Annotated in this window: 16 protein-coding genes; 11 read left to right on the top strand and 5 right to left on the bottom strand. The window is 54.1% G+C overall.

Features of this window, described 5'->3' with window-relative positions; genetic code table 11:
- Positions 1-216 precede the first annotated feature (216 nt).
- The 5 genes from IAD09_01055 (at position 217) to rplT (ending at position 4,383) form a co-directional block, all read left to right on the top strand.
- Entirely contained in the window at positions 217-600 is a 384-nt protein-coding gene (locus IAD09_01055) for a hypothetical protein (protein HIT80821.1), read from the top strand.
- 537 nt (positions 601-1,137) lie between these two features.
- Positions 1,138-3,078 carry a threonine--tRNA ligase gene (gene thrS / locus IAD09_01050; protein ID HIT80820.1) on the top strand — a complete coding sequence of 647 codons (1,941 nt, stop codon included), beginning with the start codon at positions 1,138-1,140 and terminating at the stop codon, positions 3,076-3,078.
- Between the two features lie 4 nt (positions 3,079-3,082).
- Positions 3,083-3,652 (top strand): translation initiation factor IF-3, encoded by a 570-nt coding sequence (locus IAD09_01045; protein ID HIT80819.1) that lies wholly within the window; start codon positions 3,083-3,085, stop codon positions 3,650-3,652.
- A 49-nt stretch (positions 3,653-3,701) separates the two neighbouring features.
- Entirely contained in the window at positions 3,702-3,899 is a 198-nt protein-coding gene (gene rpmI, locus IAD09_01040; protein HIT80818.1) for a 50S ribosomal protein L35, read from the top strand.
- Between the two features lie 130 nt (positions 3,900-4,029).
- Positions 4,030-4,383, top strand: a complete 354-nt coding sequence (rplT, locus tag IAD09_01035; GenBank protein ID HIT80817.1) for a 50S ribosomal protein L20 — start codon at positions 4,030-4,032, stop codon at positions 4,381-4,383.
- A 466-nt stretch (positions 4,384-4,849) separates the two neighbouring features.
- On the opposite strand, the gene IAD09_01030 is transcribed toward rplT, so the two are convergent.
- The 5 genes from IAD09_01030 to pyrB all read right to left on the bottom strand — a co-directional run bounded on the left by IAD09_01030 (position 4,850) and on the right by pyrB (position 12,268).
- Positions 4,850-8,722 (bottom strand): hypothetical protein, encoded by a 3,873-nt coding sequence (locus tag IAD09_01030; GenBank protein HIT80816.1) that lies wholly within the window; start codon positions 8,720-8,722, stop codon positions 4,850-4,852.
- A gap of 150 nt (positions 8,723-8,872) precedes the next feature.
- A complete protein-coding gene (locus tag IAD09_01025; protein HIT80815.1) occupies positions 8,873-10,153 on the bottom strand; it encodes a serine hydroxymethyltransferase in 1,281 nt (426 codons plus the stop codon).
- A 96-nt stretch (positions 10,154-10,249) separates the two neighbouring features.
- A complete protein-coding gene (locus tag IAD09_01020; GenBank protein HIT80814.1) occupies positions 10,250-10,849 on the bottom strand; it encodes a flavin reductase family protein in 600 nt (199 codons plus the stop codon).
- A 9-nt stretch (positions 10,850-10,858) separates the two neighbouring features.
- The gene (locus IAD09_01015) at positions 10,859-11,320 is read right to left on the bottom strand and encodes an aspartate carbamoyltransferase regulatory subunit (GenBank protein ID HIT80813.1); all 462 of its coding nucleotides are present in this window, start codon (positions 11,318-11,320) and stop codon (positions 10,859-10,861) included.
- A 24-nt stretch (positions 11,321-11,344) separates the two neighbouring features.
- Complete coding sequence (pyrB, locus tag IAD09_01010; GenBank protein HIT80812.1) at positions 11,345-12,268, bottom strand: aspartate carbamoyltransferase; 924 nt, start codon at positions 12,266-12,268, stop codon at positions 11,345-11,347.
- Between the two features lie 408 nt (positions 12,269-12,676).
- Between pyrB and IAD09_01005 the strand changes: the two genes are divergently transcribed.
- From IAD09_01005 to IAD09_00980, 6 genes are all read left to right on the top strand, one after another.
- Positions 12,677-13,429, top strand: a complete 753-nt coding sequence (locus IAD09_01005; protein HIT80811.1) for a glycosyltransferase family 2 protein — start codon at positions 12,677-12,679, stop codon at positions 13,427-13,429.
- A 6-nt stretch (positions 13,430-13,435) separates the two neighbouring features.
- Positions 13,436-15,019: a hypothetical protein gene (locus tag IAD09_01000; protein HIT80810.1), complete on the top strand. Its 1,584-nt coding sequence runs from the start codon at positions 13,436-13,438 to the stop codon at positions 15,017-15,019.
- Between the two features lie 144 nt (positions 15,020-15,163).
- Positions 15,164-17,590 (top strand): transglycosylase domain-containing protein, encoded by a 2,427-nt coding sequence (locus IAD09_00995; protein HIT80809.1) that lies wholly within the window; start codon positions 15,164-15,166, stop codon positions 17,588-17,590.
- A gap of 78 nt (positions 17,591-17,668) precedes the next feature.
- On the top strand, positions 17,669-18,628 hold the full coding sequence (gene ftsY, locus IAD09_00990) for a signal recognition particle-docking protein FtsY (protein ID HIT80808.1): 960 nt from the start codon (positions 17,669-17,671) through the stop codon (positions 18,626-18,628).
- A 14-nt stretch (positions 18,629-18,642) separates the two neighbouring features.
- Positions 18,643-19,938: a 30S ribosomal protein S12 methylthiotransferase RimO gene (gene rimO, locus IAD09_00985; GenBank protein ID HIT80807.1), complete on the top strand. Its 1,296-nt coding sequence runs from the start codon at positions 18,643-18,645 to the stop codon at positions 19,936-19,938.
- A gap of 161 nt (positions 19,939-20,099) precedes the next feature.
- On the top strand, positions 20,100-22,591 hold a 2,492-nt coding region (locus IAD09_00980; GenBank protein ID HIT80806.1), incomplete at its 3' end, for a hypothetical protein.

Genomic DNA, 22,591 nt, shown 5'->3' with positions numbered 1-22,591 from the left:
CTGCGCGTCTTGTGGGGCTGAGGCACTCCCTCGTACTTTATGCCCGAGATTGAGGCGTGGGTCGGTTCTCTCTTATAGGCACAACGAAAGACCCCGTAGTATTCACTCAGGATATGGTATTACCTTATATGTCTGAGCCTGATAAGATAGCTATTAAAACAAAAAGAAGTCCTTTATAGAAGGAGGAAAATGTTGAAATTTTAAAAATAAGATAATATGAAAAGATTTAAAAAATGGTTGTCCGACCTCTTTTTTAGAGATGACTGTTATGAATTTAATCACGCAAAAGTTAAGGCACATCTCGCTCTTGATCTGACTCCCGCGGAAGCATTGTGTTATCTTTGTACCAAGGACATGGAAGGCATGAGGTTACAAGAGAATCTTCGTCCTGAAATTGTGGAACAATTTCCTCATCATGTTATAGTAGACGATAATATATATGTATATTATCATTTCTCAATCTATAAGGCAAAACTGGAAGAGGTTCTTGCTGCTGGACATTGTCGTCTGCGTATAGATGCAGATGATTATAAATGGGTTCAGTTTGAAGATTTCAATAAATACACCTTTCCGTCTGTAAAATGGGAAAAATTCTTATAAAAATTCCCCTGTTAATAATAGAAGGGATAAAACTGTTTTTCATACTTCCGTTGAGTGTCTGTTCCAAGAGACTGTTTACTCACTTTTGGAACAAATACCATACCATGGATATGCCTAAGACACTGTTCAATCTATGCGTACAGTGGCTGATGCACACAGGTAAACGGTTTGATATGAGTTATGAAGAAATAAATGTGCTTATATTTTGCTTCATTTGGCCGGTGATTACCATTTTCTTCATGCTCCTAAGCCTTTACTTTTTAATATTTTCTTCGGCCGGCATCGTCGTGTAGGGGGCTGACCTTTTCTCTCCGGCGGGCTTTGTCTCTCTTTTTGAGAAAGAAATCCGAAAAAATAATGACGCATAGGTTTGTCTGAATTGTAAAATATCCCTACTTTTGTACGCTTGAAAAGTACGCTTTTCCCTCGTGAGGAGATCCGCCACGGGGAAATGCGTGCGTTTCACCCGGAAAAAATCAATAACGACCATCGCCGGGCTCCCTCGTAAAGAGTCGCGGTGAAGAAAGATGTAAGATTATGATAAAAATTACTTTCCCCGATAACTCGGTGAAGGAATTCGCTGCCGGAACCACCCCGCTGCAAATCGCCGAGAGTATCAGTCAACGGTTGGCACAAGACGTGTTGGCCGCCAAAGTCAATGAACAAGAATGGGACCTTACTCGCCCCATCGAGAGCGATGCCACCATACAATTATACAAATGGGACGACCCCGAGGGCAAACACGCTTTCTGGCACAGCTCGGCACACCTCATGGCCGAAGCCTTGCAGGAGCTCTACCCCGGCATCAAGTTCGGTATCGGTCCGGCCATCGAGAACGGATTCTATTACGATGTCGACCCGGGAGAGACCCCCATTAAGGAAGGCGACTTTGCCGCCATCGAGGCCAAGATGATGGAACTGGCCGCCCGCAAGGAAGAAATCGTGCGCAAGAACATCTCCAAGGCCGACGCCCTCAAAATGTTTGGCGACCGTGGAGAAGAATATAAGGTAGAACTCATCAGCGAGCTCGAAGACGGTACGATTTCGACCTACACCCAAGGCGCGTTTACCGACCTTTGCCGTGGCCCGCACCTCCCCAATACCGCTCCCATCAAAGCCGTGAAAATACTCTCGTTGGCAGGAGCCTATTGGCGTGGCGACGAAAAACGTCACCAGCTCACCCGCCTCTACGGTATCACGTTCCCCAAGAAAAAAATGCTCGATGAGTACCTGACGTTGCTCGAAGAGGCCAAGAAACGCGACCACCGCAAGATAGGCAAGGAGATGGAGCTCTTCATGTTCTCCGACACCGTGGGCAAGGGTCTGCCCATGTGGTTGCCCAAAGGTACCGAGTTGCGTCTGCGTCTGCAATCGTTCCTCCGTCGCATACAGGCCCGCTATGATTACCAAGAGGTCATCACTCCGCCCATCGGCAACAAGCTCCTCTACATCACTTCGGGACACTATGCCAAGTATGGCAAGGATTCGTTCCAGCCCATACACACCCCCGAGGAGGGCGAAGAGTACTTCCTCAAACCCATGAACTGCCCCCACCACTGCATGATATACAAGAACTCACCCCGTTCCTACAAGGACCTGCCTCTGCGCTTGGCCGAGTTCGGAACCGTGTGCCGGTATGAGCAGAGCGGTGAGTTGCACGGCCTTACCCGTGTGCGCAGTTTCACGCAGGACGATGCCCACATCTTCTGCCGCCCCGACCAGGTAAAAGACGAATTCCTGCGCGTGATGGATATCATCTCCATCGTCTTCCGTTCGATGAACTTCCAAAACTTCGAAGCCCAGATTTCGTTGCGCGACAAAGTCAACCGCGAAAAATACATCGGAAGCGAAGAAAACTGGGAAAAAGCCGAGCAGGCCATCATCGAAGCCTGTGAGGAGAAGGGGCTCAAAGCCAAAATCGAATACGGCGAAGCCGCCTTCTACGGCCCGAAACTCGACTTCATGGTCAAAGATGCCATCGGCCGCCGCTGGCAGTTGGGAACCATTCAGGTCGACTACAACCTGCCCGAACGTTTTGAACTCGAATACACCGGCAGCGACAACCAGAAACACCGCCCCGTGATGATTCACCGTGCCCCCTTCGGCTCGATGGAGCGTTTCGTGGCCGTGCTCATCGAGCACACCGCCGGCAAGTTCCCCTTGTGGCTCACCCCCGAGCAGGTGGTGGTCATGCCCATCAGCGAGAAATTCAACGACTATGCCGCCAAAGTGGCACACGAGCTCAAACAAAAAGATATACGCGCCGTCGTCGATGACCGCAACGAGAAAATCGGACGCAAAATTCGCGACAATGAGTTGAAAAAAATACCCTATATGCTCATCGTTGGAGAGAAAGAAGCAGAAAATGATGAAGTTTCTGTAAGAAAACAGGGCGAAGGTGATAAAGGTATTATGAAAATTACTACCTTTGCCGAAATTCTCACCAAAGAGGTCGAGGATATGATAAACCAATGGTAATTGAATGGAGAAAAACAACGAAGTAGGGAATAATAACAAGCGAAACGTTCCCCCCAAAAAAGACGGTGTAAACCAGTATTCTATCAACGAAAGAATACGGGCGCGTGAAGTCCGCCTTGTCGGAGAAAATGTCGAACAGGGAGTTTATTCCACACACGACGCTCTGCGCATTGCCGAAGAACAAGGTCTCGACCTGGTCGAGATTTCTCCCAATGCCGTCCCCCCGGTTTGCCGGGTCATCGATTACCAGAAGTTTCTCTATCAGCAGAAGAAACGACTGAAAGAGCAAAAGGCCAAATCGACGAAAGTCGTTGTCAAGGAAATCCGTTTCGGACCGCAGACCGACGACCACGATTACAACTTCAAGCTCAAACACGCCAAAGGCTTCCTCGAAGAAGGCGCCAAGGTAAAGGCTTATGTCTTTTTCAAAGGCCGTTCGATTCTCTTCAAGGAGCAGGGAGAGGTACTGTTGCTGCGCTTTGCCAATGACCTCGAAGACTACGGAAAAGTGGAGCAGATGCCCCTTCTCGAAGGGAAACGCATGATTATCGTGCTTACCCCCAAGAAAAAATAAAAAATGAGGAAACTCAGCAACATAAAAAACAAAATTAAAAATTAGCAAAATGCCGAAGATGAAAACTAACTCCGGTGCCAAAAAAAGGTTTACCCTTACCGGATCAGGAAAAATCAAAAGAAAACACGCTTTCAAAAGTCACATTCTGACCAAGAAGACCAAGAAACAAAAAAGAAATTTGACCCATTTTGGTCTCGTTGATCGTGCCGACATGAAGAACGTAAAAGAGTTGCTCACCCTGAGATAAACTCCGATACCGAGAAAATTTCATTCAGTCTTTAAAAGCGATTTTCCAACAAAGCAGTATTAACCGAATGCCTTAGCCCGAAGAGCTTCTCCCTGTCGAGAAGACGCTAACATTCAAAACAACTAAAACTATGCCAAGATCAGTCAATCACGTTGCTTCAAGAGCAAGAAGAAAAAAAATCCTGAAACTTACCCGCGGATATTACGGTGCCCGCAAAAACGTGTGGACCGTTGCCAAAAATACCTGGGAAAAAGGTCTTACCTATGCTTACCGTGATCGCAAAGCCAAAAAACGCAACTTCCGCGCCCTTTGGATTCAGCGTATCAACGCAGCCGCCCGTCTCGAAGGTCTTTCTTATTCGAAACTGATGGGTGCCCTGCACAAAGCCGGAATCGAGATCAACCGCAAAGTTCTTGCCGACCTGGCCATGAACAATCCCGAAGCATTCCGCGCTATCGTGTTGCAAGCAAAAAATGCCCAGTAAAAGAGCAATTTGCAATAGAAATAAGTCCCATCAGTCATGGTGGGACTATTTTTTTGCCGTAAAATTTGTTTTTCTCGATTTATTCCTATATATTTGTCATAGTCAATTACGGTTAAGACATAAGATTGCGTCGTATTGGATTGGGAAACTCTTCAAATCTTATGAAATACCGAGACAAGCTTTCTTCTCCAATGGCGGGCCACGCCTTTATGGTATGCTTAGCACGGTGGATTACAAAGGGGGAGGGGCACTCAAAACCTGTCGTTCGGAGTTTCATCGCATCATACGGCGCAATCTCTTTTTTTGCTCTCTCACGAGGGCTTTTTTTATGCGCTTTCCCCAACACCTCATGTAGGATTCAAGCGTAGCGGCTCTCTTTGCCGCATCGTTTTTTGAGGTACGGATATATCACAAGAGCCGTCCCCGACTTGTCCGGGGACGGCTCTTGGATTGAATGGGATATTGTTTAGCGAATGATTTTCAGGGTTTCGCGTTTCCCGGTAGCTTGTGTGAGGCTGACGATGTAGAACCCTCTTGGCAGGTGTTCGAGGCTGAGGCTTTCGGTGTTGGCCCGGGTGAGCAGCACTGTCTGTCCGGCACTGTTGGAAACAACGACCGGTTGTCCGGCGGCAGAGCCGATGTGCAGCATACCGTCGGCATACCACACGCCGCATTCATCGGTCTCGGGCGCAACGATGCCGCTGGTGAAGTGGGTATCCATCTCTTCGCCCATGAGGCTGTTGAGATAGACTTCGAGAGCGGTGTATCCGTCGCTGTTTACCATGTTGTTGTCGGCCACTTGCGGGTTGAGCCCGTGTGCCGTTTCCCAAGCGTCGGGCATGCCGTCGCCGTCGCTGTCGGCGGGTACGGTGTAGTCGGTCGAGTAAGCGATGAATCCCTCGGCGTCGTTTTCGGTGTCGATGATGCCGTTGCCTTTGCTGCCGCCATTGTTGGTGGTGACTCCGTTGCGCACGTCACTGACGATGCGTTGCTCTATGGCGTCGCGGTTGATGGTGCCGGCTTTGTCGAGAACGGTCTCGTAAGCCTCTTGTGCGGTTTCGTATTCGCTGGCAGCGTAGGCGTAGGTCTCAAAGTCGTATTCGCCATACTTGACAGGCAGCGTCCAGCGGTAGTAGTTGAGCTGCGGCACGATGAGGGTGTCGACACGCAGTTGGGCGAGCGAGTAGCCGGCATCGGGAGCAACGCCGTTCCAGTTGTTGTTGGTTACCGACGTGTTCCCGTGCATGACATTTCCGTTGATGTACCATTGGGAGGGGCCCCATGACGTGGCTCCGTCGCGGGCGTAGGAGGGCGCCACGAAGGTCTGGCTCGTTGTGTTCTTGCCGGGACGGTAGTAGTTGTTGATGAAGTTGCACTCGTGCGCCGAGTTCAATCCGTTAAATTCGGTAATGTCGGCCGTGTTTTCACCGCCGTAGCACCCCAGTCGGCTGCCCCAGTTGTAGTTGACGTTGTTGATGTATTCGAGATACACGACATAGTCTTCTCCGCGCGCGCCGTTGAAGCGGCAGCTGCGGCTGTTGTTGTGGGCCAACAGGTTGTGGTGGTAGGTGGCCGGCGAGCCGCCCCATTGGCAGCCATATCCGCGGGCGCCCTTGGAGTGGCCGGCGTCGTAGAGCCCTTCATGTATGATGCAGTATTGCACGGTGTGGAAGTGTGAGTCGAAGACGTTCATGTTCTCTTCGACCGACCAGCCGAAGGTGCAGTGGTCGAAGATGAAGTTGGTGCAGTTCTCGGCGCCGCAGGCGTTCTCGGCGAGAATGTTCCCTTGTGCGTCTTTCTGCCCGATGCGGAAACGCATGTTGCGCACGATGAAGTTTTCGGAACTGCCGAAGTTCATCTTGTGGTGGGTGATGACAATGCCGTCGCCGGGAGCGGTCTGTCCCGCCAGCGTCCAGTTCTTGCGGTTGATCTTCATTTCCGATTGCAGGACGATTTCGCCCGACACGGCAAATACGATGGTCAGCGGTTGGTCCTTGTATTGTTCGAAAGCCCAGCGCAGTGACCCTTCGCCGCTGTCGTTGAGGTTGGTCACGGTTACCACTTTGCCGCCGCGGCCTCCTGTGGCGAACTTGCCGAATCCTTCGGCGGTGGGGAAGGCCAGCAAGGGCGATTTGCACGAGGCTGCCTCACTGGTGATGCCGCGTTGCGAAACGGCTTTTACGCTCCATGCGGCCGTGTTGTCGTCGGCTTCGTAAACGGTTTCGGTGGTAAAGGCTACCACCTTGTCGTTGCGCATAACCATGTATCCGGCAGCATTGTCCACCGCTTCCCAGGAGAGTTCTTTCCCGCTAATGGTTGCACGGCCGGGGGCTTTGATGCCGGCCAGCAGGCTCGCGGGGTCGAACAGCTCATTGGGGTTTTGTGCATCATACAGGAACGTGGTGTTGAAGTAGGTTTCATATTCGGCTTGGGTGGCCTGGCGGCTCCATGCGGCACGTTGCGACACATCGACGGGGTTCCCTTCGGTGTCGGTGTTGTTGTATTCATAGTACGAAGCCGAGTTTTCGGCACCGTTCCAGGTGGACCAGCCTGCCCCTTTGATGTGGTTGCCCAGTGTGCAGTTGAGGAAGGCGGTTCCGCACATTTCTTTCCACGGACGTCCCAGGTAGTAGCTGCCATTGGCCACCCCGTCAGCGGCGGTGATGTGGCAGCGGTTGAAGAAGAGTCCGGCATAGAAGGTGGCGTTGGAGAGTTGCGGGTAAAGCACTTGCGTCATTTTCAGCGAGGCGTCGGCTGCCGCAGTGATGTAGCTGCCGCCGGGCAGGCAGTTGATGGTGCAGTTCTCGAACCATTCGAGCCCGCTGTCGTAGATGAAGTCGGTGGCGCCTTCGATGAGGCAGTTGTAGAAATAGCCGCGGCTGCCCGAGTTCGATTTGTAGGTATCCTGGAATCCGCTGATTTTGCAGTTGTTGAAGATATGGGCGTCACCGGCCGTGTAGAGGGCCTCGGCCTGCCCCACGTTGCCCGCCGTGTTGCGTATGGTGAGATTCTCGGCGTAGAATTTCTTGACGTAGACGTTCAGCGCGGCGCAATCGGTGTAGTTGTTTTGTGGGTTGCCGCTGCCGCGGTCGGTCGACGAGGTGAGTATCGTGCCGTCGCGGCTTTCGCCGATGAGGCTGATGTATTTGTCCTTGTCGTTCGATGTGCCGGCATAGATGTTTTCGTCATAGATGCCGTCGCGTATGAAGATGATGCCGCGTGTACCGTCGGCCACGGCGTCGATGGCGGCCTGTATGGTGGTGTAGTCGCCGCTGCCGTCCTGGGCCACGATGCCGAATGTGCAGGGCACATCTTCATCTTGCGAGCCCTCGGGGTCGTCGGGGTCGGTCTCGTCACCGCCGAAGGTGATTTCGCCCACGTCCGAAACCGGGTTTTCACGGGCATACGAGGCTTGCTCGGCCGAGATGGGACTGCCGAAGATTTGTATCTTGTGTATCTTCACCGGCTGTTGCTGTCCGTAGGGGTCGATGGCGACGTTGAAGAGGGGATTGCCCGAGGCGTCGGTCTGGAACGTGGTGGTTCCCGGGTCGCCGTCCCAGATGCGCCAGCGCAGTGAGACGTCCGGGGCGTCGATGATGTTCTCCATGAAATAGCCCTGGTCGCTGTATACGGTGTAGCCGTTTTTCTGCCGGTTGCTGCCCATCCACACGAGGGGTTGCCACTCGCCGTCGCCTATCTTGTAGTCGCACTTCATGCCACGCCCCCACGATGATGACGACCACGACCATTGCACGCGTTCGACGTAGGGTATGTGGTCGATTTCAATCCACCCGTGCATGCTCACCTTGTTGCCGTTGCCATCGGTCGTCGCGCCGTCGCGGCACAGGTGGGCGTAGCCGGCGATGCCGTGATTGGGTTTTCCGTTGGCGTAGGTGATTTCGTCTTCGAGATAGACGGTGTGTCCCGGTTGTGTCCAGTCGTTTTTCTGCGTGGCATTCTGTCCTTCGTAGTACTGCCGGGCAAAGGCGGCCGTGGCAGCGGCATAGCCGTTGTTGGAATTCCGGTTGGCAAAGGTGCAGTTGTGGAAAAGCAGCGGATAGGTGTGCGCGCTTTTCTCACCACCCTCGTAGAGGGGCACTTCGAGAATGCCGTTGTAGTAGCCACCTTCGCTGTATGAGGGGCAGGCCATGCCGGTGCCGCCCGGCCAGGTGTCGGGCATGTCGGCGTCGGAGAAATTGATGTCGATGACTTTTTCGCAGGTCGAAGCATTGCTCCACTGTTCGACGACACAGGGCGGGTCGTATTGCTGGGCCTGTATCGGGGCAAGGCCGAGAGACAGGAGCGCTGTCATGCCACAGATGAGTGACTTTGTTTTCATGGTTGAAAGGTGTATTTGTATGAAGTTCGGTTTTTAAATTTCCTCAAATATACGATATCTCCCCCTATCTTGGGTGGACTTTTGGGGCAAATGGGTAAAAAAATAGGGCAGGTTCGGTACCTGCCCTATCTGTCTATATGTGATTTCCGTTTAGTAAGCGAAGATGGGATAATTTTTCATCGTGGCGTTTACTTTCTCACGGACGCTCTTGATGACGGCCTCGTTTTCGGGTGCTTTGAGCACGGTGTCGATCATTTCGACGATTTCGAGCATGAGGTCTTCCTTGGCGCCGCGGGTGGTGATGGCCGGCGTTCCCAAGCGGATACCCGATGTCTGGAACGGCGAACGGCTGTCGAAGGGTACCATGTTCTTGTTGGCCGTGATGTCGGCGGCAACAAGGGCTTTCTCGGCCACTTTACCGGTGAGGTCGGGGAATTTGGTGCGCAGGTCGATGAGCATGCAGTGGTTGTCGGTACCGTTGGAGATGATTTTGTAGCCTTTGTCGATGAAGGCCTGAGCCATGGTGGCTGCATTTTTCTTCACCTGTTTTTGGTATTCCTTGTATTCGGGTTGCAGGGCTTCGCCGAAGGCTACGGCTTTGGCTGCGATGACATGTTCGAGCGGGCCGCCTTGTACGCCGGGGAAAACGGCCGAGTCGAGCAGGGCCGACATTTTCTTGATTTCTCCTTTGGGCGTGGTTTTGCCCCAAGGGTTGTCAAAGTCTTTGCCCATCAAGATGATACCGCCGCGCGGGCCGCGGAGTGTCTTGTGGGTGGTCGAGGTGACGATGTGGGCATATTTCAACGGGTTGTCGAGCAATCCGGCGGCAATGAGACCGGCCGGGTGTGCCATGTCTATCATGAGGATTGCGCCAATCTCGTCGGCAATGCGACGCATGCGGGCATAGTCCCATTCGCGGGAGTAGGCCGATGCACCGCCGACAATCAGTTTCGGGCGTTCGCGCAGGGCGACCTCTTCCATCATGTCATAGTCGACATAGCCGGTATCTTCTTTTACGCCATATTCCAAGGGTTGGAACATCAATCCCGAGAAGTTCACGGGAGAACCGTGCGAGAGGTGACCGCCGTGTGAGAGGTTGAGACCGAGGAATTTGTCTCCGGGATTCAGTACGGCCATGAATACGGCCATGTTGGCTTGTGCACCCGAGTGGGGTTGTACGTTGGCCCATTCGGCGCCGAAAATCTCTTTCAACCGGTCGATGGCCAGTTGCTCGGCTTGGTCCACCACTTCACAACCTCCGTAGTAGCGTTTGCCGGGATAGCCTTCGGCATATTTGTTGGTGAGGCACGAGCCCATGGCTTGCATCACTTGGTCGCTAACGAAATTTTCAGAGGCGATAAGTTCGATTCCTTTCATCTGGCGTTGGTGTTCGCTCTCGATGATGTCGAAGATGGCGTTGTCTCTCTTCATTGTTTTTGGATTAAAGTTTATACGTTGCGGTGTTTATTGTAAGAAGCGGCAAAGATAATCTTTTTTTGTGGGTTATGGTGCAGGTGGGGTCGAAAATCATTTCCTTTTTTTCTCGACCGACCAACCGAATTTCCCGATAGGGTCGCCCGTCTTGTAGTAGTGGCCGTGGGAATAGACCAGCAGGCCGGCTTTTTCCATGTCGAAGGCTCCGGTCTCGGTGTCGATGAAAGCGGCGTCGGCGAGTATTCCCTCTACGTCGGCGATGAACATGTCGTGGCTGCCGAGGTGCAGGACCTCCCGCACGTTGCATTCGATGCTCAGCGGCGACTCTTTCAGGTAGGGCGCGGCGACTTTTTTCGAGGCGACGGGGGTGAGGCCGCATTCGGCAAATTTGTCGAACTCTTTGCCCGAGCGCACGCCGCACCAGTCGGTGACGCGGGCCAGCTCTTCGGTGGTGAGGTTGATGACAAAGGCCATGTTGCGCTCGATGATGGGGTGGGAGTGGCGTTCGGGACGCACCGAGACATAACACATGGGCGGATTGCTGCATATCGTTCCCACCCAGCTGGCGGTGAGCACATTGTATTCGTCGGGCGTTGCCCCGCAACTGATGAGGGCGGCCGGCAGCGGGTATATCATCGTGCCGGGTTTCCATTCTACTTTTTCACCCGATGGGGTGATTCTCTCTTTGGCCATTCCGCGAGCTTATTTGAGCTTGATTTCGTTTTTTGCAATCGCTTGTTCGCAATAGCGGCACTTCACGACGATGTGTTCTTTGTCGATGACGTCGAAGACCGTGGGCATCGGTTCGTTGTTGGTGATGCACTTGGGGTTGGCGCAGCGTATGGTGTCGATGAGGGTGTCGGGCAGTGACACGGTTTGCTTGTCGATGACGGTATAATTTTTTATGATGTTGATTTTGGCGTTGGGGGCCAAAATGGCGATTTTGTTTATCTCGTCTTGCTTGAAGTAGGTATCGGCGATTTTTATGATGCCTTTTTTCCCTATTTTATGGCTGCAAAGGTTGTTGCCGATGGTGATGCTCTTGTCGAGCTTGTCGAGGCCGAGGAGGGTCACGACGTTGAAAAGTTGGTCCGAGGGTATATGGTCTATGACGGTGCCGTTTTCGAGGGCGGCCACTTTCAGTTCTTTATCAGAGAGTTCCATAGTGAATGTTTTTGAGGGGTGGAGTTAGTCGTTGATTTTGATGCCCAGTACTTTGCAGATGATGGCTTGTCGGGCATAAAGGCCGTTCTTGGCCTGCTCGAAGTAGTAAGCCTTGGGGTTGTCGTCGACGTCGTAGGCAATCTCGTTGACACGGGGCAGCGGGTGCAGAATGCGCAGGTTCGGTTTGCTGTTTTCGAGCATGGCGTTGCGCAGGGTATAGACGTTTTTCACCTTTTCATACTCCATCAGGTCGGTAAATCGTTCGCGTTGCACACGGGTCATATACAAGATGTCGGCCTGGTTGATGATTTCCTCGGTAAAGTCGTGGTGCTCGGCATAGGCGATGCCCAGCTTGTCGCAGTAGAGCTTGTACTCTTCGGGCATTTTCAGCTCTTCGGGAGCGACAAAGTGGAAAGTGGGGTGGAAGTGCGACATGGCCATGAGCAGCGAGTGTACCGTGCGGCCGTATTTGAGGTCGCCCACCATGGTGATGTTGAGATTTTCGAGAGTGCCTTGTGTCTTGTAGATGGAGTAGAGGTCGAGCATCGTCTGCGACGGGTGTTGGTTCGACCCGTCTCCGGCGTTGATGATGGGCTTGGGCGATACCTCCGAGGCGTAGCGGGCGGCACCGTCGAGATAGTGGCGCATGATGATGAGGTCGACATAGTTGCTCACCATGATGATGGTGTCTTTCAGCGTTTCCCCTTTGGTCGAACTGGTCGTCGAGGCATCGGAAAATCCGATGACATGGCCGCCCAATCGGTTCACGGCTGTTTCAAAACTCAGTCTCGTGCGTGTCGACGGCTCAAAAAACAGGGTGGCGATGACCTTGCCGTCGAGAACATGGCGGTTGGGGTTCTTCTCAAAGAGTTTGGCTGTTTCGAGCACTTCCAAAATTTCTTCTTTGGAATAATCGGTAATGGATACTAAACTCTCGTTTCTTCTCATAACGTTTATTATTTGTAAGGATAAGACACAAAAAAGACCGATGCGGTCACCTTGTCAGTGTTCCGGTCGGTCGGCGTTCGGGAAAAAGAAAAAAGCCTCTTCTGCAACGAGCTGCCGCTCCTTACGATGTGTTTCGGCCCTATGTCTCAACTTCCCGTCCATATATCACACAAAAGTACAAAAAAAATGGTTCCGCCAACGTTTGGTTCCGAAAAATTTTGACCCCTTTTTTATCTGTGCAAGCCGGCGGCGCGACCAATCGGGCTTGCCGCTTTTCAAGTTTCACTGCTTCGGTGGTTATGCCTTTGCCATGCGTACGGCCCGGAACTTTTGCCGCCTTTTTCTTATATAGAGTTGGTAGTAAAAATTTGTTTATATACCTTTGCTTCGTAAAATGATGCATTGTATATGATAGGAAACAAGAAAGTCGTCGTGGTGATGCCGGCCTACAATGCCGAGAAGACCTTGAAGCAGACCTATGACGAAATACCGTTTGACATTGTCGATGAGGTCATTCTCACCGACGATTGCAGCAAAGACAATACCGTGGAGGAGGCTGCCCGCCTTGGCATAAAGGAGATTCTCGTGCACGAGCGCAACAAGGGCTACGGCGGCAACCAAAAGACCTGTTACAACCGGGCGTTGGAGCTGGGTGCCGACATCGTCATCATGCTGCACCCCGATTACCAATACACCCCCAAGCTCATAGCCTCGATGGCATACGTCATTGCCAACGATGTCTATCCCGTCGTGTTGGCTTCCCGCATACTGGGCAAAGGGGCCCGCAAAGGCGGCATGCCGTGGGTGAAATATGTGGCCAACCGCATCTTGACCTTTACGCAGAATATCCTGCTCAACCAGAAACTCTCGGAATACCACACCGGCTATCGGGCCTTCTCGGCCGAGGTGCTGCGGGCAATCAATTACAATACCGACTCCGACGATTTCGTTTTCGACAACGAGATGCTGGCGCAAATCTTCTGGACCGGCTACGAGATAGGAGAGGTGACCTGCCCCACCAAATATTTCGATGAGGCTTCTTCCATCAATATGATTCGCAGCAGTATCTACGGATTGGGTGTGCTGCGGGTGTCGATAGTTTACCGCCTGTGCAAGTGGCACCTGGCTACATCGAGACTTTTCCCCAAAAAGAAAAAATAGCATGCCATGATGAAAAAGTATCTTCCCTACCTGGTACTCGCCCTTGTTTTTGTGGCCTCTTACCAGTTCTGTTTCGACTCGAAACTCGACCTGAACGGCGATAATGCCTCCTACATACAACTGGCGCGCACCCTTTCCGAGGGGCACGGCTATTCCAATGCTTCGCCCTCGGGCTTTACCCCGGCCAGTCATTTCCCGCCGGGTTATCCCGCTTTCCTCTCATTTTTCATGATGCTGGGCATCGATAATTTGATATTTTTCAAGATACTCAACGGCATCTTGCTGTGTCTTTCGCTGATGATGCTTTTCGGGCTTTCGCGGCGTTTGTCGGAACAACCGGCCGTGGCTCTCACCGCCATGTTGCTGACCTGCCTGTCTCCCCACTTGCTGCATTTTGCCTCGATGGCCATGTCGGAGATGCTCTATCTCATCTGCACCGTGGCTGCCTTTGCGGCATTGTATCTCTATTCGGCGGGCAAGCCGGTGGCGTTTTACCGTTCGCCGTGGTTCTATGTGGCCATCGTGACGGCGGTGGCCGCCTATTATGTGCGCACGGTGGGGGCTTCGATACTCTTTGCCGTCGTCTTGTTTTTCCTGTTCCGCAAGGAGTGGAGAGCCTCGGTGGCTTCGGTGGGAGGTATCGTGTTGTTGCTCCTGCCGTGGTCGTTGCGCAATGCGGCATACGGCATCGAGTCGCGCTATTTCGGGACGATTATGACCGTCAATCCGTGGCGCCCCGAGATGGGTACGGTTTCGAGTGTCGGGGAGATGATGTCGAAGATGGTAACCAATTTCGATGAAACGGTGCTCAAAGGTTTCCGTGAGATACTCTTTCCGTTCCTCACCATCGACTATGCCCACCCGTCGGGTTTCGGCGGCTGGGTGGCCGGGCTGCTTGTCCTGGCGGTGATTGTTTATGGCTGCTGGGTGTTGGGCGGGAAAAATCTCCGTTTCCCGTTCCTCGGGTTCCTCTTGGCCAATATCGGCCTCTTTGCCCTCTGGCACGGCGGCAACGGCAGCCGTTATGTGGTGCCTGTGGCTCCCTTCCTTTACCTCTTCTTCTATTACGGGGTGTATAACCTTGTTGTGCTGGTCGGCCGCTATTTCTTCAAGATGTCGCTCGACAAGGTGCTCTTGGGACGTTGGGTCTATGTGTTGCTCTTGTTGGCTATCCCCGTGATGAAGCCCCTCTCGGCACAGTCCGATGCAGCTCGTCGGCCTTTCCCGCCGGCCTATCGCAACTATTTCGAGTTGGCCAAGGCCATGGAGCGGCAGCTCCCTGCCGGTACCGTGGTGGCCTGCCGCAAACCCGAACTGTATTCTTACTTTGCCCCGTCGCATTTTCCCGAGCGCTATCTTTTCTCGCAGAATCCCGACGACGTGGTGAAGGACTTGTGCAAGAAGAAGGTCGACTATGTCATACTCGAACAACTCGGATTCAGCTCCACGCCGCTTTATCTCTATCCCGCCATACAGAAGAATCCCGAGCTCTTTCCCGTCGTTTCACGTCTGCCTGCCCCCGACACCTACCTGTTGAAGTTCGACCGCCGGGCCGCTGCCGCCAAATTCTCCCTCGCCGGGGAGGAATAGAGATTCCATTTTGCGAATGCGAAATAAAATCTTTCCCTGCCATTTTTCGGCAGGGAAAGATTTTTTGTATTATCTTTGACACGAATATGTGCCGACGCGTAGGTCGTCTGTATCTGCCTTGTCGCCGAATAAAATACATTACAGATGTCAACACTGTTTCCTCCGAAAAAGAAAGCCGATTCTTCTCCCCCGAAAAAGAGCGGGAAAAAAGATATAACCCGGGTCATTGTCATCGTATTGTGGACGCTCTTTGTGGCCGTGGCCATAGGTGTTTATTGCCTTTTCTCGGCCATCTCCAAAGGCCGCATCGGCTATATGCCCCCCATCGAGGAGTTGCAGAACCCCAAAGACAAATTGGCGTCGGAAATCTATTCGGCCGATATGGTACCCATCGGCCGGTATTACCTCGAACAGGGCAACCGCATCTCCATCGACTATGACCAAATCTCGCAGCCGGTCATCGACGCGCTGTTGGCCACCGAAGACGTGCGTTTCTATGAACACTCGGGAATCGACTTCAAGGCTTTGTTGCGGGCTGTTGTCAAGCGCGGACTGTTGCGGCAGAAGAGCGCCGGCGGCGGTAGCACCATTACCCAGCAGTTGGCCAAGTTGCTCTATTCGCCCACGGCGGGGAATGTCAAGGAGCGTCTTTTCCAGAAACCCATCGAGTGGGTCATAGCCGTGCAGTTGGAGTATTTCTACACCAAGGAAGAGATTGTGAACATGTACCTCAACAAGTTCGACTTCCTCTTCGAGGCCGTGGGGTTGCAGTCGGCGGCGACCATCTACTTCGGCAAGAGCCCCAAGGAACTTACTGTCGAGGAGGCTGCCGTGCTGGTGGGCATGTGCAAGAACCCCCGCATCTACAACCCCATACTTTATCCCGACCGTTCGCTCGAACGCCGCAACGTTGTCCTCGACCAGATGTATAAGGCCGACTACCTTACGCTCGCCGAGCGTGACTCTTTGCAGGCGCTTCCCATAACGACCCATTTCACCCGGGTCAACCATGAAGCCGGCGTGGCACCCTATTTCAGGGAGCATATCCGCCAAATGATGACGGCGCGTGAGCCCAAACGGAGCAATTACAGGGGGTGGCAACGGCAGCAGTTTGTCGATGACTCGATAGCCTGGGCCACCAATCCGCTTTATGGCTGGTGCAACAAAAACCACAAGGCCGACGGAACGCCTTATAATCTCTATACCGACGGACTTAAAATCTACACCACCATCGACACCCGCATGCAGGCTTATGCCGAAGAGGCCGTAGCCGAGCATCTGGGCGGCTATCTCCAACCGCGTTTCGAAGCCGAGACAAAAGATAAGCCATACGGGCCGTTTACCGAGGACCTTACCCCCGATGAGGTGGCTGCCATCATGACGCGGGCCAAGGAGCAAAGCGAGCGGTATCGGGTGTTGAAAGCCAACGACGCCACCGATGCCGAAATCGAAGCCTCTTTCTCGACACCCGTGCCCATGCGCCTCTTCTCGTGGAACGGGCCCCTCGACACGACGATGACGCCGATGGACTCCATACGTTATTGCAAGACCCTGCTGCGCACGGGCATGATGTCGGTCGATACCCGCAGCGGGCATGTCAAGGCTTATGTGGGGGGCATCGATTATCGCAACTTCAAGTTCGACATGGTCTCCGACAGCCGTCGGCAGGTCGGCTCGACCATCAAACCCTATCTCTATACGTTGGCCATGGAGGAAGGCTATTCGCCCTGCGACTTGGCGCCCAACGTGCAGCCCAATATTTTCGACCGGGCCACGGGCGAAGTATGGTCGCCCCGCAACTCGACCAACGAACGCTCGGGTGAATATGTCACCTTGCGTTGGGGGTTGTCCAAGTCGGTCAACTGGATTTCGGCCTATCTCATGAGCCGCCTTTCGCCCCAGTCTCTCGTGCGGCTCATGCACTCGTTCGGCATCAAGGGATACATCGACCCGGTGATGGCTCTCTGCCTCGGCTCGGCCGACGTGTCGGTCGAGGAGATGGTGACGGCCTACACCGCCTTTTCCAACCACGGGTTGCGCATCGACCCCATCTACGTCTCCCGCATCGAAGACAACTACGGCAATGTCATCACCGACTTTGCCCCCCAGGTGTCGGAGGTGTTCAGCGAGTCGACCTACCTCAAAATGCTCCCCATGATGTGCGATGTCATCGACCACGGAACCGGAATCCGCTTGCGTTACCGCTATGGCATCAAGGCACAGATGGGCGGCAAGACGGGAACCACCAACAACAACTCCGACGGTTGGTTCATGGGCTTCACACCCTCGCTGGCCACCGGCGTGTGGGTGGGCGGTGAAGAGCGCTCTATCCATTTTGACAAGATGGCCGACGGGCAGGGTGCCAACACGGCGTTGCCCATATATGCCCTGTATATAAAGAAAGTTTATGCCGATTCGACTCTCATCTATACACCGGTCGATACTTTTGCGGTCGACTCGACGATATTCATACCTTGCGAAGGCTTGATCGACCCGAGTGTGCCGAAGGAAAATCTGCCCGAGCCCGATGTCAATCTCGAAGAGGAGGCGATAGAAGGCATTTTTGATTGAGAAACCGAAAAAAGAAATAGCGGCCGTCAAGTCTTTTCTCTCCATCGACCGGGCGGTGTGCGTTAAAACCAAACCAATATGGGATTTTTTGATTTTTTCCAAAAAGAGAAAAAAGAGACCCTCGACAAAGGTCTGGCCAAGACCAAAGAGGGAATGTTCTCGAAACTGGCCCGTGCCGTAGCCGGGAAGTCGACCGTCGATGACGATATACTCGATAACCTCGAAGAGATTCTCATCACCTCCGATGTAGGGGTGGAGACGACCCTGCGCATCATCGAACGCATCGAACAGCGTGTGGCCCGCGATAAATATCTCTCGACTTCGGAGTTGAAAAATATCCTACGCGAGGAAATCGTTGCGCTGCTCACCGAGAACAACACGGGCGACGAAAACGATTTTGTCGTTCCCGCGGGGGCTACCCGTCCCTATGTCATCATGGTGGTGGGTGTGAACGGAGTGGGGAAGACCACCACGATAGGAAAGCTGGCTTACCAATTCAAGAAAAACGGCCTCAACGTCTACCTCGGTGCGGCCGATACCTTCCGAGCCGCCGCCGTCGAGCAGATTTCGATTTGGGGCGAGCGGGTGGGTGTTCCCGTCGTGAAGCAGAAGATGGGTGCCGATCCGGCGTCGGTCGCTTTCGATACGCTGAGTTCGGCCAAGGCCAACAATGCCGATGTCGTGATTATCGATACCGCCGGCCGTCTCCACAACAAGGTGGGGCTTATGAACGAGCTTACCAAAATAAAGAAGGTGATGGACAAGGTGGTGCCCGGCACCCCGCAGGAGGTCCTCCTCGTGCTCGACGGCTCTACGGGGCAGAATGCCTTCGAGCAGGCTCGGCAGTTCACCGCTGCCACCGAGGTCACGGCACTGGCCATTACCAAGCTCGACGGTACCGCCAAGGGCGGCGTCGTCATCGGCATCTCCGACCAGTTCAAGACCCCGGTGAAATATATCGGCCTCGGCGAAGGCATCGAGGATTTGCAGCCGTTCCGTCGCCGCGAATTTGTCGATTCGCTTTTCGGCGATAATTAATACCCCCCCCCGACATGATAAAGAATCGCATCGATTTCATTACCCTCGGTTGTTCCAAGAATCTCGTCGACTCGGAGTTTCTCATGCGGCAATTCCGCGAGGCCGGTTACGACGTGCATCACGACGCACCCGAGGTCAAAGGTGAAATAGTCGTCGTCAACACCTGCGGCTTCATCGGCGACGCCAAGGAGGAGTCAATCAACATGATTCTCTCGTGCGTGCAGGCCAAGGCACGTCACAAGATTCGCAAGCTCTATGTCATGGGTTGCCTTTCGCAGCGCTACATGACCGAGTTGATGGGCGAGATACCCGAGGTCGACAAGTTCTATGGAAAATTTGATTACACCGACCTGCTGGCCGATTTGGGCGAAGCCTACCACGGAGATTTGCGCCTTCAACGCGAGTTGACCACTCCTCCCCACTATGCTTATGTGAAGATTGCCGAGGGGTGCGACCGCATGTGCGCCTACTGTGCCATACCCATCATTACCGGTCGGTACGTCTCACGACCCATCGAAGACATCGTGGCCGAGATGGAGATACTCGTCTCCCGGGGCGTAAAAGAGTTCCAAATCATCGCACAGGACCTGACCTATTACGGAAAAGACCTCTACGGGGAGTTCCGCATTGCCGAGCTCGTCGACCGCATGGCCGCCACTCCCGGTGTGGAGTGGATACGGCTGCACTATGCCTACCCCGACCGTTTCCCGCTCGACCTGCTCCCCGTCATGGCCCGTCACGACAACGTGTGCAAGTACCTCGACATCGCCCTGCAACACATCAGCGACAGCGTCCTGGCGCGCATGCACCGGCATGTGACCCGCCGCGAGACCGAAGAGCTGTTGGCCCGTATCCGCAGGGAGGTACCCGGCATTCACCTGCGCACGACCCTCATGGTGGGATTCCCCGGCGAGACCGAGGCCGACTTCCGTGAACTGTTGCAGTTCGTGCGTGAAGCCCGTTTCGAGCGCATGGGAGCATTTGCCTATTCCGAGGAGGAGGGAACCTATTCGGCCGGCCATTACACCGACGATGTGCCCGATGCCGTGAAACAGCAACGGCTCGACACCTTGATGGCCGAGCAGGAAGAAATCTCCCTCGAAGTGAACCGGTCCAAGGTAGGGCAGCGCCTGCGGGTCATTGTCGACCGCGAGGAGGCCGACTACTATGTGGGGCGCAGCGAGTACGATTCGCCCGAAGTCGACCCCGAAATTCTCATCGAGAAGACGAAGCCTTTGCACATCGGCCGTTTTTATGAGGTGACGATAACCTCGGCACAACCTTTCGAGCTTTTTGCCGAAGTTTCCTGAGTCTCGTTTCCCCGATTCCGATACGAAGCCCTCTGCCCGTTTTTGGGGATAGAGGGCTTCTTGTTTAATGATGAACAAAAAGGTGACAAATTGTTGGCAAAAAGCTTGATAAATCCTCCTTTTTTATATAAATTGCAACAATCAGAAATTTCAGGAAAGAGATGAATGGCCGATGTTTTTTAGTAGGGCTTTTGCTTATGTTGGGGGTTTGTTTCCCCGAGCGACTTTTATCCCAGGTCGACAGCAGCATACTGGCGATGGCCGATTGGGTGAAGGCCTACAATCATTTCGGTAAGTATAATCCGCAGGAGAAGGTCTACCTGCACTTCGACAATACGGGCTACTACCTGGGCGAGACCATGTGGTTTGCCGCCTATGTGGTCACCGCGCCGCAGTTGCGACCCACCGAGATGAGTAAGGTGCTCTATGTCGAGCTGCTCACCCCCGAGGGGCGTATCGTCGAGACGAAGAAGTTGAAGATAGAGGAGGGGCGGTGTCACGGCGAGTTCGACCTCACCTCGCCGCTGCTGGTAGGCGGCTTCTACGAAGTGCGCGCCTACACACGGGTGATGCTCAACTGGGAAGGCAGCTACTATACGCGGGTGTTCCCGGTTTTCGACCGACCCGAAGAGCCGGGGCAGTATGCCATGAAAATCACCCGCTACCCGCGCTCCCAGCGAGTGCCCGAAGAACGCGCGGCCGCACCCGACTACAAATCGCTGAACCTGAGTTTTTACCCCGAAGGCGGAGAGCTGGTCGAGGGGTTGCCCGGCCGAGTGGCCTTCAAGGCCGTCGACGACGAAGGTCGCAGCGTGGCGGTAAGCGGCACCGTGTACGACTCCGACGAGCGCCCCGTTGCAACATTGGAAACCCTGCACTGCGGTATGGGAAGCTTCACCCTCACCCCCGGCGACAAACCCTGCCGTGCCGAAATCAGCTATAACGGAAAGACCTACCGTTACACCCTGCCCGAGGCCAAAGCCGCAGGCTACACCCTCCGGGTCGACAACAGCCATCGGGACAGCCTGCACATCAAGATAAGGCGAAGCCAGAACCACAAAGGCGGGTGGGTCGGCCTCACCGTCAGTTGCCGGGGCATTGCCCACGCCTTCGAAGTCGCCGACCTGCGCGGACAGGAAGAAGCCGAGCTTCACCTGAGCAAGGCCGACTTTCCCGCCGGCGTGCAGCAAATCACGCTCTTCACCCCCGCAGGCGAAGTCCTCGGCGAGCGGTTGGCCTACCATCAAAGAGACGACCAACAGCTGCACATCACCGCCGACGGGCAGAAAAGCAGCTACCGGCCTTACGAAAAAATCACCCTGCCGCTGCACGTCACAGATGCGGAAGGCAGCCCGGTGGCAACGACCCTGTCGGTATCGGTGCGCGATGCCGTCACCGAGATACCCACGCACTACGCCAGCACGCTGTCGGCCAACCTGCTGTTGGAGTCCGACGTCAAGGGATACATCGAAGACATCGGATACTACTTCGAGTCCGACGACGCCGAACACCGGGCGGCACTCGACCTGTTGCTGCTGGTGCAGGGCTGGCGGCGTTACGAGTGGCGTCAGCAGGCCGGCGTGGAACCCTTCGAGCCCGTCCACCGGGTCGAAGAGGGCATCATGGTGCAGGGACAGGTCTACGACTACCGTCTCCGCGGTGCCCGCGCCAAAGCCGGCGTGGAACTGTCGGTCTGGGTCTATTCCGAGTTGACCAACAGCCGGGGGCATTGCTTCACCGATTCGCTGGGACGCTTCACCTTCCTCTCCGACAGCGACATCTGGGGGAAAAACGACATGGTGATACAGACCCAAATCACCAACAAGCGGGGGAAAAAGAAGAACGCCCCCTACCTGGTCGAACTCGACCGGTATTTCAGCCCTACGGCCCGGAGCCTGAATGCCGAAGAGACGGAGCTGGCCGAGAAGAGCCCCTCGTCCATCACCTACACCGATGAAACCTACGACCTGCCCGATACCCTGGTCTCGGAGTTGCCCGACAGCATCAAGGTGCACAACCTTGGCGAAGTGGAGGTCAAGGCCCGAAAGTTAATGGCCTCCCAACGTCCGGCCATCGAGTATGTCGTGGCCGAGGAGGTCGATAAGATGATCGACACCCAGGTGCGCGACTATGCCGATAATATCGTCGATTTTCTCCGTCGCACCAATCCCTATTTTCTCGATAGGTATATGTATGTTATGGATCCGATAACGTTGCGTTTAAAACTTATACGCGATTGTTTTTATCGGGGACGTCGCGTCCATTTCTTGTTACGGGACGAAGTTTATAAGTTCTGTGGCGATAATTGGAACAGTTTGAATTGTGTAGAGACTATACCATTGCGGAGTATAGAACGCATACAGATTACGGAAAATATGGACAGTGTAGTCATACGGCTCATACCCTATCCCGACGACAAGTATAAATACGAAAAGCCGGGTTACCGGCTGACGCGCCTGCAAGGCTATTCCATGCCGGCGGAGTTCTATCATGCCGATTACAGCCACGGCGTGTTGCCCGATGAGGCAGACTACCGTCGCACGCTCTATTGGAATCCGGCGTTGGAGACCGACTCTCTCGGTCGCGCCTATGTCGACTTCTACAACAACAGCCATGCAACGCGCCCGCGCATCGAGGCCGAGACCCTCACCCC

Source organism: Candidatus Caccoplasma merdavium, from assembly GCA_018715595.1.
GTDB classification, from domain to species: Bacteria; Bacteroidota; Bacteroidia; order Bacteroidales; family UBA11471; genus Caccoplasma; species Caccoplasma merdavium.
Note: the sequence above shows the minus strand (reverse complement) of the source record. Positions and strands in the feature narration are given on the sequence as shown.